The organism is Streptomyces sp. NPDC045778, from assembly GCF_056431945.1.
This window is the reverse complement of sequence record NZ_JBWKJZ010000064.1, coordinates 1-19,038: the sequence shown is the minus strand read 5'-3', so window position 1 is coordinate 19,038 and position 19,038 is coordinate 1. Positions and strand designations below refer to the sequence as shown.

Genomic DNA, 19,038 nt, shown 5'->3' with positions numbered 1-19,038 from the left:
CCCACCCCCCCAGCCCCCCCCCCCCCCCCCCCCCCCCCCACCCGCCCCCCCCCCCCCCCCCCCCCCCCCCCCCCCCCCCCCCCCCCCCCCCCCCCCCCCCCCCCCCCCCCTCGGCGTTGTGCCCGTGGCGGGCGGACGTCAGCCCATGGGGTTGAAGCCGGCCTCCATCTTGCCGATCATCCCGGCGTCGATCTTGAGCTGGGCGCCGGTGATGTAGCGGGACTCGTCGGAGGCCAGGAAGACCACCGCGTGGGAGACGTCGGCGGAGTCCAGGTAGGCGATGGGCATCCCGTGCATCGAGCGGAAGACCATCTCGACGTCGTCGGCCGTGGGGTTCTCCAGATCCGGACGGAACGTACGGAAGGCCGCGGGGTTCTTGATCAGGTCGGTGGGGGCGTTGGTCGGGTGCACCACGTTGACCCGGGTGCCGGAGGGCGCGAGCCGCACCGCGAGCCGCTCCGCGTACTCGGCGATGACGTGCTTGGAGAAGGCGTAGCCCGCCGCGCCGTGGCCGACCCCGTTGGCCCCGTCGTACCGGGGCATGAGCGCGGCCACCGATCCGGTGAGGATGATCGAGGAACCGTCGCCCAGGTGCGGCAGCGCGGCGTGCACCGTGTTCATCGCGCCGACGAGGTTGACGTCGAGGGCCTCGGTGAAGGCGCTGACCGGCAGGTCGGGGCCGATCGGGCTGATGCCCGCGTTGGCGATCACCACGTCGAGGCGGCCCAGTTCGGCGACGGCTTCGCCGAGCGCCGCCGCGAGGGCGACGCGGTCGCGCACGTCGACCTGACGGGTGACCACCCGCCGGCCGGTCTTCTCGACCAGCCGTGCCGTCTCGTCCAGGTCGGACGGGGTGGCTCCCGCGTACTGGGCGGTCGAGGCGTCCTCACACACGTCGAGCGCGATGATGTCGGCGCCCTCCTCGGCCAGTCGCAGGGCGTGGCTGCGCCCGAGGCCGCGCGCCGCACCGGTGATCGCGACGACTTTGTCCACTACACGGTCCATACCGTCCTCCGCTGCTCTTCACGAAAAGCTCTCCACGGAAAGCTCTTTTCGGAAACCATCGGCATCACCGAAAGTCAGGACCTTTCTATCGCCGCCGGGAACGGCGGCGATACGGCGGACGACCCCTATTCACCGTTCCCCCGGGCTTTTAGGGGCACAGCATTAATGCCCTTCGCAGGATCACTGCGAAGGGCATTAACCGGCTTCTGCGGACGTGGACCCGGTCAATCGAGAACCCACCCGTGGCTGCGCGCCACCTCGCTGAAGCACTGCCGGATCTGGGCGATCTGGAGCCCCGTCGCGGTCGGCGCCCCGGAGATGATCACGTCGGTCACCTCCCGCAGGAACTCCGACGTGGAGAGCGCCTCCCCGCGCAGCCGCGGCCGGCCGTGGCCGGTCGGCTCCGGCGCGGGGCGGGCCCGCGCCTCGGCGACGGGCCGCGCGCCGACGGCCGCGGGTTCGCAGGACCGCTCGCCGGCGTTCCGCACCGTGACCGCCCGCACGCCGCGCTCGCTCTCCTCCGCCTCGAACTCGACCACAGCGCCCGGCTGAAGCAGCTGCGCGTCGGAGAGGAAGTCGTTGGCGTGCAGGAAGACATCGGCTCCGCCGTCCCGCGGCCTGATGAATCCGTACCCTCGAGCCTCGTCGAAACGAAGGATCTTGCCCACCGGCACCGCGTTCACCTTTCTTCCATAGGACTGCCAGGACTGCCAGGACTGCTGGGACTACTAGGCCTACAAGGCCTGCTGGGACTGCTGGGACTGCTGGGACTGCATCGCATGACCGGGCCGGTCATCCGGCGTGCGGCTCGTGCTCAGCCGTCGGTGGGCAGACCGCCGCCCGACGGGGTCCGCGCGACACGCTCCTCCGCGTCGGGCGCCGGCGCCTCCTCGTCCTCCTCCGGGTGCTCGAAGGTCTTGGGCAGGTCGCGCAGCGCGAAGAGGGTAAGGAGGCAGACCGTGCCGAGCAGGCAGGCGTTGAACAGGACGGCCGCGTGCATGCCGTCCATGAACGAGGACATCGCCGAGGGCACCAGCTTGTCGGCAAGCTCCTTGGGCGCGTGGGCGGCCACTTCGAGCGCGGCGCCCAGCGAGTCCCCGGCGGCATGCGCGGCCTTGTCCGAGAGCCCCGACGGGAGGCTGACGTTGTCCCGGTAGACGGTGTTGAGGATGGTGCCGAGCACCGACATGCCCAGCGCCGCGCCCAGTTCGCCGCCGGTCGTGGCGATGCCCGACGCGATGCCCGACTTCTCCGGCGGGGCGCTGTTGATGATGATGTCGACCGTGCAGGCGAAGATGCACGCGGCGGCGACGCCGTGCACGATCGTCGGGATGAGCAGGGCCTGGTAGCCGGCGTCCACGTCGGTGAAGCTGTAGAGGAACATCGCGAGCGCCAGCAGGCCGAGGCCCAGGGCCACCACGCGTCCCTGGCCGAGGCGGGGGATCAGCATCCCCACGAACGGGGCGCTGATCATGCCCATGATGGCGGGCGGCAGCAGGGCGAGCGCGGCCCGCATCGGCGACCAGTCGTGCACGAATTGCAGGTACTGGCTGACCAGCAGCAGCGAGCCGACGGACGCGAACATCGTGAAGGTGTTGGCCGTGAAGGCCCCGGCGAAGGCGCGGTTGCGGAACAGCGTCACATCGAGGATCGGGGTCTCCAGGCGCCCCTGGCGCCAGACGAACAGCACCATCGAGACCAGGCCGATGGCCCCGACCACGAGGATCTTCGGCTCGCCGAAGCCGTCGCGAGCGGACTCCTGGATGGCGTAGACCAGGCCCATGATGCCGATGATCGAAAGCAGCACGCTGGGCACGTCGAGGCGGCCGGGGCGGGGGTTGCGCGACTCGGGCACCAGGAACAGGCCGCCCAGGAAGACGATCGCCATCAGCGGCAGGTTGATCAGGAAGACCGAGCCCCACCAGAAGTTGTCGAGCAGCGGGCCGCCGATGATCGGGCCGAGCGCCGTGCCACCGCTGACCATGCCGGTCCAGATGCCGACGGCCGTGGTCCGCTCCTTGGAGTCCGTGAACATGTCACGGATGATCGACAGCGTGGTCGGGTAGATGGTGGCGCCGCCGATGCCGAGCAGCGCACGGCCCGCGATCAGCAGGTTCGGGCTGGGTGACCAGGCGATCAGGGCGGAGGCCGCCGCGAACACCACCGCGCCGAAGACCAGCAGCTTCCTGCGGCCGACCCGGTCGCCCACGATGCCCATCGTGACCAGCAGGCCGGCCATGGCCAGGCCGTAGATGTCGGCGATCCACAGGATCTGGCTGGACGTCGGGGCCGGGTCCAGCTCTTCGGTCAGCGACGGAATGGCCAGCTGCAACACCGTGAGGTCGACGCTGATGACGAGCGCGGCGACGCACAGGACGCCGAGCGCCGCCCATCGCCTCGGGTGCCCCTTGCCAGGACCGGAGGCCGCCGAGGACCCCTGCGTGAGTGTGCTCATCGATTGCTCTCCACTTGATCGAGCGGGAAACTGTATAGCTCGTAGACTCTTGTGTTTACGTTATACGCAGATCTGGTTGGGGTGTCAACACGAACCGGAATAGGCCTGGTTGGCACCGGTCGGGAATTCGGGCGGGAACGCGTACGCCCCGCCGACGCGGAAAAACGTCGGCGGGGCGTACGGGGGGGCCTTCACGGGCGGAAGGCGCGTGGATCAGGCGATGCCCAGCTCACCGTCCAAGGCGTCGAACAGTTCGTCGTCGGTGGCCGTCTCGTACGACAGCTCCTCCTCCGGTGTCTCGTCCGCCCGCGCGGCGTGCCACTTCCGCAGCAGGACGTCAAGGCGCGCGGTGATCCTGGTGCCGCCGTCCGACGACGGCGGGAGCGAGCCGAGCAGCGCCTCCAGCCGGTCCAGTTCCGCGAGGACGGGTTGCGTGTCGTCGGTGCCCGGGGGTGCCATGAGGCCGTCGACGTACGCGGCCGCCGCCTGTGCGGTCGGATGGTCGAAGACCAGGGTCGTCGGCAGGCGAAGGCCGGTGGCCGCGTCCAGGCGGTTGCGCAGCTCCACCGCGGAGAGGGAGTCGAAGCCCAGCTCCTGGAACGGCCGGTCGGGGCCCACCGCGTCCAAGGAGGCGTGGCCGAGCACCCCGGCGACGTGGGTGCGCACCAGGTCGAGGACCGTGCGTCGCCGCTCGGCCGCGGGCAGTCCGGCGAGGCGCCGGGCGAAATCCTCCGTCGTGAGGGCGCCTTCGCCGCGCGCGGTCTGCCGGGCCGGCACCCGCACAAGACCGTGGTACAGGGCCGGGATCCCCTCGGCCGCGGCCAGTGAGCGCAGCACGGCGGTGTCCAGCCTGACCGGCACGACCGCCGCCCGGTCGCTGCCGAGCGCCGCGTCGAAGAGCGCGAGCCCGTCGGCCGCGGGAAGCGTCAGCACGCCGTGGCGGTGGGCTCGGGTCCGCTCGCCCTCACCCGCTTCCGCACGGGACTCCCAGGGGCCGAACGCCAAGGAGGTGGCGGGCAGCCCCTGGGCCCTGCGGTGCGCGGCCAGCGCGTCCAGGAAGGCGTCGGCCGCCGCGTACGGAGCCCGCCCGGCGGACATCAGCAGGCCGCCCGCCCCGGAGAGCAGGACGAACGCCGACAGGCCCAGGTCCTTGGTGAGTTCGTGGAGGTGCCACGCGGCCTCTCCCTCCGAGCGCAGTGCCGTCGTCAACGCCTCCGCAGTCACCGCGCCGACCAGCGCACCGTGGTGGACACCCGCGGTGTGCACCACTCCGGTCAGCGGACGCTCGGCAGGGATGGCCGCCAGCAGGCCGGCCAGGGCGTCCCGGTCGGCCGCGTCGCACGCGACGACCTCCACCTCGGCGCCCGCGTCGGTGAGTTCGGCGGCCAGTCCTGCCGTGTCCGGGCTCTCCGGGCCCCCGCCGTCGGTCAGCAGCAGGTGCCGCACCCCGCACGCGGTGACCAGGTGGCGCGCCAGCGCGGCGCCCGGCGCCCCAGCCCCGCCGGTGATCAGGACCGTGCCCTCGGTGTCCCACGGCAGCGGGTCCGGCGTGCCGTCCGCGGCGGTCTCCAGGGCCGGCGCCTCGGCGGGCGGCGGTGCCGTCCTCGTGCGCGGCACCCGGGCGAGCCGGGGGACCAGCACCTCTCCCCTGCGGATCGCCAGCTCCGGTTCGCCGGTGCCGACCGCGTCCGCCATCGCCTGGTAGGACTCGTCGGTCTCGTCCAGGTCCACGAGGACGAACCGGCCGGGGTTCTCGGCTTCGGCCGCCCGGACGAGACCCCACACGGGGGCCAGCCGCACGTCGGCTCCGTCGACCGCGCCGCTGGTGGCAACGACCAGCTTCGCGTGGGTGAACCGCTCGTCGGCCAGCCACGCCTGGACCGCCGCCAGTACGCCGCGGGCCACCGCGTGCATGTCGTCGGGCACGTCACCGACCGCTGTCGGGCAGAGCAGCACCACGTGTTCCGGTGCCGCAGCGCCCGCGTCCTTCCCGTCACCGGAGCTGGAGCCGGAGCCGGAGCCGGAACTGGAGCCGCGTCCGCTCAGGACGGCGTCCGTCCAGTCCACGAGGCCCGCGGGCGGCGTGGCCGGCCGGGACGTGCCGGGGAGCGGCTGCCACTCCACGTGGAACAAGTCCTCGTGGTGACGGCCGCGCGCCGGATCGAGGGCATCAGGTGCCACCGGCCGCCAGGCCAGCGACGCCACCGACGCCACGGGGCGGCCGTCCTCGTCAGCCGCGGTGAGGGACCAGTCGTCCTGCTCGCCCGGCGCAAGCCGGACCCGCAGAGCCGACGCGCCCGTCGCCCTCAGGCGGACCCCGCGCCAAGCGGACGGCAGAACGAGGGCGCCCCCGTCCGGCCCGGCCAGCAGCCCCGCCTGGAGCGCGGCGTCCAACAGCGCCGGGTGCAGACCGAATCGGTCCGCCTCCGCCCTGACCGGCTCGGGCAGGGCGACCTCGGCGAACACCTCGTCGCCGCGCCGCCAGGCCGACCGCAGGCCTCGGAAGGCCGGGCCGTACACATGGGCCCGCCGCAGCAGTCGGTCGTACGCCTCGCCGACGTCGACCGCGAGCGCGCCCGGGGGCGGCCACTCCGTGAGGCCGACGGCGGGCTCTCCCGCTCCGGCGGCCAAGGTGCCCTCGGCGTGCAGGACCCACTCCTGGTCGGACGCCGCGTCCTGAGCGCGGGAGTAGACAGCGGCCTCGCGTCGGCCGCCGTCGTCGTCAACAGCGCCTCCGACGACGACCTGCACCTGGACAGCTCCCGTATCCGGCAGCAACAGCGGTGTCCGCAGGGTCAGTTCTTCGATCTGGTCGCAGCCGACCTCGTCGCCCGCCCGGGTCATCAGCTCGACGAAGGCGGTGCCCGGCAGCACCACCGCGTCTCCCAGCTGGTGGTCGGCGAGCCAGGGGTGCGTGGCCGTCGCGAGCCGCCCGGTGAGGACCACCCCGCCCTCGCCCGGCGACACCACCACCGCGCCCAGCAGCGGGTGATCAGCGGCATCCAGACCCACCGACGCCACATCACCCCCACCAGCACCCGAGGTGTCCAGCCAGTACCGCTCACGCTGGAAGGCGTACGTCGGAAGATCCACACGCCGGGCTCCGCGCCCGGCGTAGAAGGCCTCCCAGTCCACCCGGGCCCCGTTCACATGCAACCGGGCCAACGCCGTGACCAGGGCTTCCGGCTCACTGCCATCCTTACGCAACGCCGCCACGCACGAGACGTTCTCCGCGTCGGCCAGGCAGTCCTGGACCATCGCGGTCAGCACACCCGAGGGGCCCAGCTCCAGGAACGTACGTACTCCTTCAGTGTGCAGAGCGCGTACCTCGTCGGCGAAACGGACTGCTTCACGCACGTGCCGTACCCAGTACTCCGGATCCGTGACCGCACCCGTCATCGCGATCCGCGGCTCGGCGAACGACACCCCCTCCACCACGGCGCGGAAGTCGTCCAGCATCGGCTCCACCCGCGCCGAGTGGAACGCGTGCGACACCTCCAGGCGCCGCGAGCGCTCAAACCCCGCCGCAACGGCGAGTACAGCGTCCTCGTCGCCGGAGATGACCACCGACCGCGGACCGTTCACCGCGGCAATGTCCACGCCCTCCACCAGGGCTGCACGGACCTCGTCCTCCGTGGCCACCAGGGACACCATCGCCCCACCCGGTGGCAGGGCTTGCATCAACCGGCCACGAGCCGCCACCACACGGCCCGCATCCTCCAGCGACAACACCCCCGCCACATGAGCCGCCGCCAACTCCCCTACCGAGTGACCGCCCACGAAGTCCGGCACCAGGCCCCAAGACTCCACCAGGCGGAACAACGCCACTTCCACGGCGAACAGGGCCGACTGCGTGAACTCCGTACGCGCCAGCAACCCCGCATCATCAAACACGGAACGGTCCAGGCCCACCGCCGCGCACGCCGCATCGAACGCCTCGGCGAACACCGGGAACACCTCGTACAACTCACGGCCCATACCGACCCGCTGCGCACCCTGACCCGTGAACAAGAACGCGGTCTTGCCCTTGGCCACGCGGCCGACGGAAAGCCGTGGCACGGCCTCCCCCCGCGCCAACGCGCCCAGGCCTTCCAGGAGTTCAGCCCGGTCACTCGCCACCAGTGCGGCCCGGTGATCGAAGACCGTACGGGTAGTGGCCAGCGAGTAGGCGACATCGGCCACCGACTGGCGCGGCCGGTCGACCAGGGACGTCAACAGTCGTCGTGCCTGGTCGCGCAGCGCCTGCGGGCTCCGGGCCGACACCGGCACCACCGACGGACCGCCCGCACCGTCCTGCTGGGCTTCCTCCGCACCGGCGGCCTCGGACACCGGAACCTGCTCCAGAATCACATGGGCGTTGGTGCCGCTGATGCCGAAGGAGGAGACACCGGCACGCCGGGGCCGGCCGTCGGGCTCGGGCCACTGGCGCGCCTCCGTCAACAGTTCCACCGCACCCGCCGACCAGTCCACTTCCTTCGACGGCTGATCCACGTGCAACGACTGCGGCAGCACGCCATGGCGCATCGCCTCGACCATCTTGATGACCCCGGCCACACCCGCGGCCGCCTGCGTGTGGCCGATGTTCGACTTGATCGACCCCAGCCACAGCGGCTGGTCCTCCGGACGGTCCTGGCCGTAGGTGGCAAGGAGTGCCTGCGCCTCGATCGGGTCACCCAGCCTGGTGCCGGTGCCGTGCGCCTCCACCGCGTCCACGTCACCCGGTGCGAGACCCGCCACCGCCAGCGCCTGCCGGATCACCCGCTGCTGGGAGGGGCCGCTCGGCGCGGTCAGGCCGTTGGAGGCACCGTCCTGGTTCACCGCGGAACCCCGTACCACCGCGAGCACCGGGTGCCCGTTGCGCCGCGCGTCCGAAAGGCGCTCCACCAGGAGCCAGCCGACGCCTTCGGCCCAGCCGGTGCCGTCCGCGGCGTCGGCGAAGGGCTTGCAGCGGCCGTCGGGGGCGAGGCCGCGCTGCGCGCTGAAGTCGATGAAGGTCTCCGGGGTGGACATGACGGTCACACCGCCCGCGAGAGCCAGCGAGCACTCCCCCGACCGCAGCGACTGGATGGCCCAGTGCAGCGCCACGAGCGACGACGAGCACGCCGTGTCCACCGTCACCGCGGGCCCCTCGAACCCGAAGGTGTAGGCGATGCGGCCGGAGAGCACGCTGCTCGCACGGCCGATGCTGGAGTAGCCGGAGAGTTCCTCAGGCAGCCGCACCAGGTCGGCGCCGTAGTCGTAGTACGAGCCGCCGGTGAAGACCCCGGTGCGGGTGCCGCGCAGCGAGGAGGGGTCGACGCCGACCCGCTCCACCGTCTCCCAGGCGGTCTCCAGGAGCAGCCGCTGCTGCGGGTCCATCGCCAGCGCTTCCTTGGGGCTGATCCCGAAGAAGTCGGCGTCGAACTCGCCCGCGTCGGGGAGGAACCCGCCTTCCCGCGCGTAGCTGGTGCCGGGGTGCCCCGGTTCGGGGTGGTAGACGGAGTCGATGTCCCAGCCGCGGTCGGCGGGGAACGGGGAGACGGCGTCCACGGAGTCGGCCACCAGCCGCCACAGGTCCTCCGGGGAGCGCACGCCTCCGGGGAAGCGGCAGCTCATCGCGACGATGGCGATCGGGTCGTCGTCGGCGGCGGCCGACGCGGGCACGAGGGCACTCCGCTCGTCCTCAGCGGCCGTACCGGACAGCTCACCCGTCAGGTACCGGGCCAGGACCACGGGCGTCGGGTGGTCGAAGACCAGGGTCGCGGGCAGCCGCAGCCCGGTCGCCTCGTTCAGACGGTTGCGGAACTCCACCGCCGTCAGCGAGTCGAAGCCCAGGTCGCGGAAGACCAGGTCGTTCTCGACGGCGTCGCTCGTGGCGTGGCCGAGGACGAGGGCCGCCTGGTGGCGCACCAGGTCGAGGAGCACCGCCTGCTGGGCGTCCCGGTCCAGGCCGTCCAGCCTTCGCAGCAGGTCGGAGGTGGCGGCGTCGTCGCCCGCGGGCCCGGCGGACCCCGCGGCCAGGACCTCGCGGACCTCGGCCAGGTCGCCGAGGAGGGGGCTCGGGCGTGCCGCGGTGAATCCGACGGCGAACCGGTCCCACACGACGTCGGCGACGGTCAGCGTGGCGGCTGCCTCGGTCAGGGCGCGCTCCAGCGCGTTGACCGCGAGGTCGGGCTTCATCGGCGGGAGCCCCTGCTGCCGGAGCAGCTCCTCGTCGTCACCCTGCGCGGCCATTCCCGCCTCCGCCCACGGACCCCAGGCGATGGCGGTCGCCGCGAGGCCGCGCGCCCGGCGTCGTTCCGCCAGCGCGTCGAGGAAGGCGTTGGCCGCGGCGTACGCCGCCTGTCCGCCGCCTCCCCAGACGCCCGCGACGGAGGAGAACAGCACGAAGGCGTCGAGGGGGTCGTCGGTGAACAGTTCGTCCAGGTGAGCGGCGCCCGCCGTCTTGGCACGCAGGGTGTCGGCGAGTTCGGCGGAGGTCAGCCGCGCAAGGTCTCCCGTGGCGTCCACGCCCGCGGCGTGCACCACCGCGCGGATGGGCGTGCCGCGCTCGGCCATGGCCGACACCAGCGCGGACAGTTGCTCGCGGTCGGCCGCGTCGCAGGAGGCGATGGTCACATCGGCGCCCAGTTCGGCGAGTTCGGACCGCAGCTGCGCCGCGCCGGGCGCCTGCGGGCCCCGGCGGCTGGTCAGCACCAGGTGCCCGGCGCCGTTGTGGGCGAGCCGGCGGGCGACGTGGGCGCCCAGGGCGCCGGTGCCCCCGGTGATCAGCACGGTGCCGGAAGGCCGCCACGCCTCGGCCGGGCCGCCGTTCCCCGTCGCCCGTACGAGTCGTCGTACGAAGGCTCCGGCGGCGCGCACCGCCACCTGGTCCTCGCTCCCGGCCTCACCGCGCGCCCTCGCGAGTACGCCGCCCAGCCGGACCAGCGCACGTTCGTCCAGGGTGGCCGGCAGATCGATCAACCCGCCCCATCGGTGCGGCTGTTCGAGTCCCAGGGTCTGCCCCAGGCCCCACACCTGTGCCTGCTCCGGATGGTCCACCGTGTCCGTGGCGGCCGCCGCGACCGCCCCGCGGGTGGCCAGCCACAGCGGCGCGGCCACCCCGGCGTCGTCCAGCGCCTGGGCCAGTACGAGGGTGAGCGCGAGGGCCGCCGGAAGCTCCGCGTGCGCCGGGTGGCTGCCTTCGGCCAGGGCCAGCAGGGACAGTACGCCGGTGACCGGAGCGGTCTCGGCACAGCCGCTCACGACGTCGGTAAGGCGGGCGGCGAGCGCCTGCCGGTCGGTCCCCTCGGGGACGGCCACCAGGACGGGGCGGGCACCGTGCGCCGCCACCGCCCGCGCGGCGAAGTCCACGGCGTCGGTGCCGGCGTCGGCGGCCGCGTGCACCACCAGCCAGCTCCCCGACAGGCCGCCCGGGTCTCCGGAGGCCCCGATCGCCCCGTCGCTCAGCGGCTTCCAGGTCACGCGGTACCGCAAGGCGTCGACGGCGGAGGTGTCCCGACGGCGCCGGTGCCAGGAGGACAGGGCGGGAAGCAGCCTGTCGAGCTGTTCGCCCAGCTGCTCCGGACCGGTGTCGGCGCCGTCGGCCAACAGCGTGGCCAGCGCGTCCCGGTCCTCGTTGTCCACCGCCGTCCAGAAATCCGCCCCGGCCGGGTCGTCGGTGCGGAGCGTGCTTGCAGCAGCGCCCGCGGATTCGGTGGCCGAGAGCCAGTACGGCTCCCGCTGGAAGGCGTACGTCGGAAGATCCACACGCCGCGCACCGCGCCCGGCGTAGAAGGCCTCCCAGTCCACCCGGGCCCCGTTCACGTGCAAGCGGGCCAACGCCGTGACCAGGGCTTCCGGCTCACTGCCATCCTTACGCAACGCCGCCACGCACGAGACGTTCTCCGCGTCGGCCAGGCAGTCCTGGACCATCGCGGTCAGCACACCCGAGGGGCCCAGCTCCAGGAACGTACGTACTCCTTCAGTGTGCAGAGCGCGTACCTCGTCGGCGAAACGGACTGCTTCACGCACGTGCCGCACCCAGTACTCCGGATCCGTGACCGCACCCGTCATCGCAATCCGCGGCTCGGCGAACGACACCTCCTCCACTACCGCGCGGAAGCCGTCCAGCATCGGCTCCATCCGCGCCGAGTGGAACGCGTGCGACACCTCCAGGCGCCGCGAGCGCTCAAAGCCCGACGCAACGGCGAGTACAGCGTCCTCGTCGCCGGAGATCACCACCGACCGCGGACCGTTCACCGCGGCAATGTCCACGCCCTCCACCAGGGCTGCAAGGACCTCGTCCTCCGTGGCCACCAGGGACACCATCGCCCCACCCGGTGGCAGCGCCTGCATCAACCGGCCACGAGCCGCCACCACACGACCCGCATCCTCCAGCGACAACACCCCCGCCACATGAGCCGCCGCCAACTCCCCCACCGAGTGCCCGCCCACGAAGTCCGGCACCAGGCCCCAGGACTCCACCAGACGGAACAGTGCTACTTCCACGGCGAACAACGCCGACTGCGTGAACTCCGTACGCGCCAGCAACCCCGCATCATCAAACACAGACCGGTCCAGGCCCACCGCCGCGCACGCCGCGTCAAACGCCTCGGCGAACACCGGGAACACCTCGTACAACTCACGGCCCATCCCCACCCGCTGCGCCCCCTGCCCCGTGAACAAGAACGCGGTCGCACCACCAGCACGCACCACACCCCGCTCCACACCAGCCGACGGCGCCCCCTCCGCCAACGCCGCGAGGCGGGTGAGGAGTTCGCTGCGGTCGCGCGCCACGAGTGCGGCCCGGTGGTCGAAGACAGTGCGGGTGGTGGCCAGCGAGTAGGCGACATCGGCCACGGATCGCTCCGGCCGGGCGGTCAAGAAGGTCCGCAGGCGTCGCGCCTGGTCGCGCAGCGCCTGCGGGCTCCGGGCCGATACCGGCACCACCGACGGACCGCCCGCACCGCCGGGCAGGCCCTCCTCCACACCGGCGGCCTCGGACACCGGAACCTGCTCAAGGATCACATGGGCGTTGGTGCCACTGGCGCCGAAGGAGGAGACCCCGGCGCGCCGGGGGCGGCCGTCGGGCTCGGGCCACGCCCGGCTCTCGGCCAGCGGTTCGACCGCCCCGGCCTGCCAGTCGACGTGCGGCGAGAGTTCGTCCAGGTGCAGCGTTCCGGGCAGCATGCCGTGGCGCATCGCCTCGACCATCTTGATGACCCCGGCGACACCGGCGGCTGCCTGCGTGTGACCGATGTTGGACTTGATCGAGCCGAGCCACAGCGGACGGCCCTCCGGCCGGTCCTGGCCGTAGGTCGCAAGGAGTGCCTGCGCCTCGATCGGGTCGCCCAGCGTCGTCCCCGTACCGTGTGCCTCCACGGCGTCCACGTCCGCGGGGCTCAGCCCGGCGCCCGCCAGTGCCTGCCGGATCACCCGCTGCTGCGAGGGGCCGCTCGGCGCGGTCAGGCCGTTGGAGGCACCGTCCTGGTTCACCGCGGAACCCCGCACCACCGCGAGCACCGGATGCCCGTTGCGCCGCGCGTCGGAAAGGCGTTCCAGCACGAGTACGCCCGCGCCCTCGCCCCAGGAGGTGCCGTCGGCGGCGGCGGAGAAGGGCTTGCAGCGGCCGTTGGGGGCCAGACCGCGCAGGGCGCTGAACTCGATGAACGTCTGGGGGGTGGACATCACCGTGACGCCCCCGGCCAGCGCGAGCGAGCACTCTCCGCGTTGCAGTGCCTGCATGGCCCAGTGCATCGCCACCAGCGACGACGAACAGGCCGTGTCGATCGAGACCGCGGGCCCTTCCAGGCCCAGGGAGTAGGCCACCCGGCCGGAGACGAGGCTGCCGTTGCCGGTGGTGGCGCTGTCGCCGGCCATGCCGTAGTCGTGGTAGATCACTCCGGCGAAGACGCCGGTGCGGCTGCCGCGCAGCGAAGCCGGGTCGACGCCGGCCCGCTCCACCGCCTCCCAGGACGTCTCCAGGAGCAGCCGCTGCTGCGGGTCCATGGTCAGTGCTTCACGCGGGCTGATGCCGAAGAACGCCGCGTCGAACTCGGCGGCGTCGTAGAGGAATCCGCCCTCGCGGACGTAGCTCGTACCAGGCTTTCCGGACCGCGGGTCGTACAGCCCCTCGACGTCCCAGCCCCGGTCGGCCGGGAAGTCGGAGATGGCGTCCGTCCCCTCGGAGACGAGGCGCCAGAGGTCCTCCGGGGAGGCCACCCCGCCCGGAAAGCGGCATGCCATCCCGACGACGGCGATCGGGTCCGCGGCCACCGAGGTCAGCCGGTTGTTCTGCTGCCGCAGTCGCTCGTTCTCCACCAGCGCGTTACGGAGCGCCTCGACGACTTCCTCGACGGATGCGTCCACTGTCACCTTGATCCTCTGCTGATCGGGTCGGGTAGGGCGGTGGGAGCGGACGACGTCAGTCGAGCCCCTTCAGGAACTGGAGCAGGACCTCGCGGAAGCGCTCCGGCTCCTCGAGGTTGGGCACGTGGCTGGACTCTTCGAAGACTTCCCACCGGACGTCGGGAATGAGGTCGCGGTATGGCTGGACCACCGTTTCGGTCGCCTCGTCGTGGCGGCCCGACAGAAGGAGGGTCGGCACCTCGATGTCAGCCGCGCAGTCGGTCACGGAGAAGTCACGCAGACTTCCCGTGACGTGGAATTCGGTCGGCCCGTTCATGGCGAAGTACACCGTCGGGTCGTTGTAGACCTCCATGAACGTGGCGGTGTATTCACGCGGCCACGGTTGCAGTCGGCAGACGTGCTTGTTGTAGAAGACCATCGAGGCGTCGAGGTATTCCTTGCTGTCGGTCGTCCCGGCGGCCTCGTGCCGACGCAGCGTCTCGTCGACGCCCGGCGGGAGCTGAGCCCTGAGGACATCCATCTCCCGGCGCCACAGCGGGTAGGAGGCCGGGGCGCTGGCGAGGACCAGTCCGCGCAGTCCGCCGGGCCTGGCCGCGGCGTGCTTGGCGGACAGGATGCCGCCCCAGGAGTGCCCGAAGAGCACGTAGTCGTCCGCGATGCCGAGCTGCCGCAGCAGGTTGTCCAGCTCGTCGAGGAACAGCGGCACGGTCCAGAAGTCGGCGCCGCGGTCCGGGAGGTGGCTGGAGCCGCCGTTGCCGATCTGGTCGTAGTGGACGACCGGCCACCCGTGTTCCGCCAGGGCGGCGAGGTTGACCAGCGAGTCGTGGGTGGCGCCGGGGCCGCCGTGGACGACGACGAGAGGCGGTCGGTCGGCGTGGAGTTCACCGGTGACCCGGTACCACGTCCGATGTTCACCGAATGGCACCGTGCCCTTGGCGCTGGGGGCCAGCGACAACGCAATCACCTCAATCGACTCAACGCTTCTGAGCACGACACTATGGGCGGCGGGGCGGCCGGGAATCCCCTAAGATTCCGCGGCCACCCCTACTCGTGCCGGGTCACACTGCGGTCGTCGAGACGGTGCTCACAGGGTCGTACGAAGCCACTCGTCGATGATCGCGGCCGTTTCCTCCGCGTCTTCCTCCACCAGCGTGAAGTGATTTCCGGAGGCCACGGCGAAGGTGTGCGCCGGGTCCCAGGGAAGGGCCTTGGGGAAGTCGTCGGATTCCGCCGCATCCGTGCTCGGAGGCATGAAGGACTTCTCGACGCCGACGAAGAGGACCGGGGCTTCGATACCGGCCCGCGTGAATGCGGGAAGGAAGTGGAAGTAGCGGCTCATCGCCGTCAGTTCGGCGCTGTCGTACGGCCCGAACGTCGACTCCATCTCCAGCATCCGGTACGTCATGTGCTCGAAGCCCGTGGGCATGCCGTGATCGGTGACGGCGTACGAGTCGAGCAGGACGACTCCGGCCGGACGGACCTGCTTGACCGTCTCCAGGTAGTGGGCCGCCGCGTAGGCGAGAACGCCGCCCGAGGAGTATCCGACCAGGACGAACGGTTCGCCGTCGGCAGCGCGCAGCGCCCCGTCCGCCACCGCCTGGACCGCGGCGTCCGCGGTCGCCGGCAGTCGTTCGCCGCGTCCGAACCCGGGCAGGGGCAGCGCGGTGACGCCGCGTGTGCCGCGGAACGGGGCCGCGAGGCGGGCGTGTTGATGTGCGCCGCCCGCCACCATGGGGGTGGAGACGCAGATCAGCCGGGGGGACGTGCTCCCTTCGGTGAGCGTGACCGGCTCCGGCAGCCGCTCCAGGTCCGCGGATGAGGTGAACTGCGGGCGCAGGTCGGCGGCGGCGCGCAGCATCGCGAACGTCTTGGGCACCTCACCGGCCAGCACTCCGGCGCGCCACAGGGCACCGAGCGTGTCCGGGCCCGCGCCGCCGTCGGGGGCGGCGTGGGCGGTCGCCGGGTCGCCGGGGCCGCCCGACTCCAGCTCCGCCGCCAGCTCGGAACGGATCTGCCCGGCGAGGTTGGCGGGGGTCTTGCTGTCGAAGACGATCATGGGCGGCAGGCGAAGCCCGGTCGCGGTGTTGAGGGCGGCACGGAGCTGTGTCGCGCTGAGCGAGTCGAAGCCCGACTCCAGGAAGAGCCGGTCCGGGTCGACCGAGGCGGCGTCGCTGTGTCCGAGGACCCGGGCCGCGTTGGTCAGGACCAGCCCTCTGATCTCCTTCTCCTGCTCCTCCGCGGAGAGCCGGGACAGGCGTCGGCGCAGGGACGCGGCGTCCACGCGGGCCGCCGAGCGGCGCCGCGGGGCCGGTACGAGGCCACGCAGCAGGTCGGGCAGGTCGGGGTCGGTCAGGCCCGCCAGGTCCAGGCGGATCGGGACGAGCGCGGCACGGTCGAGGCGTCCCGCCGTGTCGAACAGCTCCAGGCCCTCTTCGGCGGACAGCGGCCGTACGCCGCCGCGTGCGAGCCGGGCACGGTCGTCGTCGTCCATGGCCCCGGTCATGTCACTGGCCTGGTCCCACAGGCCCCAGGCCAGGGACAGGCCCGGAAGTCCCTGCGTACGACGATGAGCTGCCAGGGCGTCCAAGTAGGCGTTGGCGGCGGCGTAGTTGGCCTGCCCCGGAGCCCCCATCACGCCCGCAGCCGACGAGAACAGCACGAACGCCGACAGGTCCATCCCCGCCGTCAGCTCGTGCAGATGCCACGCCGCATCCACCTTCGGCCGCAACACCCGGTCCATGCGCTCAGAGGTCAGCGAGCCGATCGTGCCGTCATCCAGCACACCCGCCGTATGCACCACACCCGTCAGCGAACGCCCGGCCAACAGAGACGCCAGCGCGTCCCGGTCGGACACATCACACGCCACCACCTCCACCTCGACACCCAGGCCGGACAGCTCTTCCGCCAATTCACCGGCACCCGGGGCCTCCAGGCCCCGGCGGCTCGTCAGCAACAGGCTGCGCACGCCATGCTCGACAACCAGGTGCCGGGCCACCAACGAACCCAGACCACCCGTGCCACCCGTCACCAGCACCTGACCACCGGTGGTAAACGGCACCGGCCCACCCGGCTCACCGACCACACGCTCAAGGCGCGCGGCATGAACCACCCCGGCGCGCACCGCGACCTGCGGCTCACCGGTTCGGACCAGAGGGGCGACGGCGTCCAGGACGGCAGGGGAGTCAGCGCCCTCGTCGAGGTCGGCCAGGACGATCCGCCCCGGGTTCTCCGACTGCGCCGAACGCACCAGACCCCACACCGCGGCCCCAGCCAGATCAGTGACCTCCTCGCCATCCACCGCCACCGCGCCGGAGGTCACCACCGCCAGGGTCGAGTCCGCGAACCGCTCCTCGGCCAGCCACGTCTGCACCACCGACAGCACCCGACACGCCTCAGCACGCACGACATCCGCGTCACCGATGCCACCGCCGCCACCACGCAACACCACCACGTCCGCCACCGAACCGCCGCCGGACGACACCTCATCCCACTCGCCCACGGATACCGGGTCGGCGACCGGCGTGCTTTCCGCCACTCGCGGCCAGCCCAGTGCGTACAGCGACTCGTGAACAGCCGCCCCGCCGACCGACAACCGGTCCAGAGCCACCTCACGCAACACCAACGAAGCAACCGACGCCACCGGCAACCCAGCCGCGTCCGCCACCTCCAACTCCACCTCACCCGCACGCACCGGACGCACTCGCACCCGAAGCCCCACAGCACCCGAAGCCTGCAACTCCACCCCCGACCACGCGAACGGCAACGCGGCCCGCCCACCAGCCGCACCGGTGAGCGCCACCGCGTGCAGGGCCGCGTCGAGCAACGCCGGATGCAGACCGAAGCGCACGGCGTCGCCGTGCAGTTCGTCGGCGAGGGCGACCTCGGCGAACACGTCGTCGCCGCGCCGCCAGGCGGCGCGCAGCCCCGCGAACGCCGGGCCGTAGTCGAGTCCGGCCTCGGCGAGGCCGTCGTAGAGGTCCTCGACGTCGATCGGCGCGGCGCCCCGCGGCGGCCACGGAGCGGAGACGGCACCCGTGTCCGTGCCGCCGGGCCCGGTGGCCGCCGGGGCCAGCGTTCCGGTGGCGTGTGCGGTCCAGGGCAGGTCGGGTGTGCCTTCGGCGCGTCCGTACACGGTGACCTGGCGGCGTCCGGCCTCGTCGGCGGGAGCGACCACGACGTGGACGCGCACCCCGCCGTGGTCGGGCAGGACCAGCGGGGACTGGAGCGTCAGCTCCTCGACCCGGTCGCAGCCGACCTGGTCGCCCGCGCGCACCGCCAGTTCCAGGAAGCCCGTGCCCGGGAACAGGACCACTCCGCCGGCCGCGTGGTCGGCGAGCCAGCCGTGGGTGGTCTGCGACAGCAGGCCGGTGAAGGCCACCCCGCCGGTCTCGGGCATCTCCACCGCCGCGCCGAGCAGCGGGTGGCCGGCGGGGTCGAGGCCGAGCGCCGTGAGGTCGGCGCCCGTCACGGGGGTCGGCAGCCAGTAGTGCTCGCGCTGGAAGGCGTAGGTCGGCAGGTCCACGCGGCGGGCGCCGGTGCCGTCGAACAGGCGCGACCAGTCCACGGCCGCCCCGTGCGCGTACGCCTGGGCGAGGGAGCCGGTGAAGCGGGGCAGGCCGCCCTCGCCGCGGCGGAGCGTGCCCACGGCGGTCGCCGTGGCGTCGGCGGCTTCGATGGTCTCCATGAGGCCCACGAGGAGGCCGGGGTGCGGGCTGGTCTCGATGAAGATCCCGAAGCCGTCGCCCAGGAGGGCCCGCGTGGTCTCCTCGAAGCGCACGGTCTGGCGGAGGTTGCGGTACCAGTACTCCGCGTCCAGAGCGGCGGTGTCCAGCTTCGACCCGGTCACCGTGGAGTAGAACGCCACCTCCGACGACCGGGGCGTCACCTCGCGGAGTTCGTCGAGGATCCGCTCCCGGACGTGCTCCACGAACGTCGAGTGCGAGGCGTAGTCCACCGGGATGCGGCGTGCCTGCACCCCTTCCTCGTCGAGCCGCGCCTTGAGCTGGTCGAGGGCGGCGGGCTCACCGCAGACGACCACCGAGGACGGGCTGTTGACCACGGCCAGTTCGAGGCGGCCGGGCCACTCCGGCAGGAGCTTCTCGGCCCGGTCGGCGGGGAGGGCGACGGACATCATGCCGCCGTGCCCCGCCAGATCCTGCCGGATCACCTGGCTGCGCAACGCCACCACGCGCGCCCCGTCCTCCAACGACAACGCACCCGCCACACACGCCGCGGCGATCTCCCCCTGC

6 protein-coding genes are annotated in these 19,038 nt (G+C 72.4%); all 6 read right to left on the bottom strand.

Annotated elements, in window-relative coordinates:
* Window positions 1-138: 138 nt before the first annotated feature.
* Window positions 139-1,005: a mycofactocin-coupled SDR family oxidoreductase gene (locus AC07GB_RS39245; protein WP_478854281.1), complete on the bottom strand. Its 867-nt coding sequence runs from the start codon at window positions 1,003-1,005 to the stop codon at window positions 139-141.
* A gap of 224 nt (window positions 1,006-1,229) precedes the next feature.
* Window positions 1,230-1,688: a cold shock domain-containing protein gene (locus AC07GB_RS39240; RefSeq protein ID WP_478854279.1), complete on the bottom strand. Its 459-nt coding sequence runs from the start codon at window positions 1,686-1,688 to the stop codon at window positions 1,230-1,232.
* 131 nt (window positions 1,689-1,819) lie between these two features.
* A complete protein-coding gene (locus AC07GB_RS39235) occupies window positions 1,820-3,460 on the bottom strand; it encodes an MFS transporter (protein ID WP_478854277.1) in 1,641 nt (546 codons plus the stop codon).
* A gap of 213 nt (window positions 3,461-3,673) precedes the next feature.
* Window positions 3,674-13,795, bottom strand: a complete 10,122-nt coding sequence (locus AC07GB_RS39230; protein WP_478854275.1) for a type I polyketide synthase — start codon at window positions 13,793-13,795, stop codon at window positions 3,674-3,676.
* A gap of 49 nt (window positions 13,796-13,844) precedes the next feature.
* On the bottom strand, window positions 13,845-14,744 hold the full coding sequence (locus AC07GB_RS39225) for a proline iminopeptidase-family hydrolase (protein ID WP_478854273.1): 900 nt from the start codon (window positions 14,742-14,744) through the stop codon (window positions 13,845-13,847).
* Between the two features lie 129 nt (window positions 14,745-14,873).
* Window positions 14,874-19,028 (bottom strand): SDR family NAD(P)-dependent oxidoreductase, encoded by a 4,155-nt coding sequence (locus AC07GB_RS39220; RefSeq protein ID WP_478854283.1) that lies wholly within the window; start codon window positions 19,026-19,028, stop codon window positions 14,874-14,876.
* Window positions 19,029-19,038 lie beyond the last annotated feature (10 nt).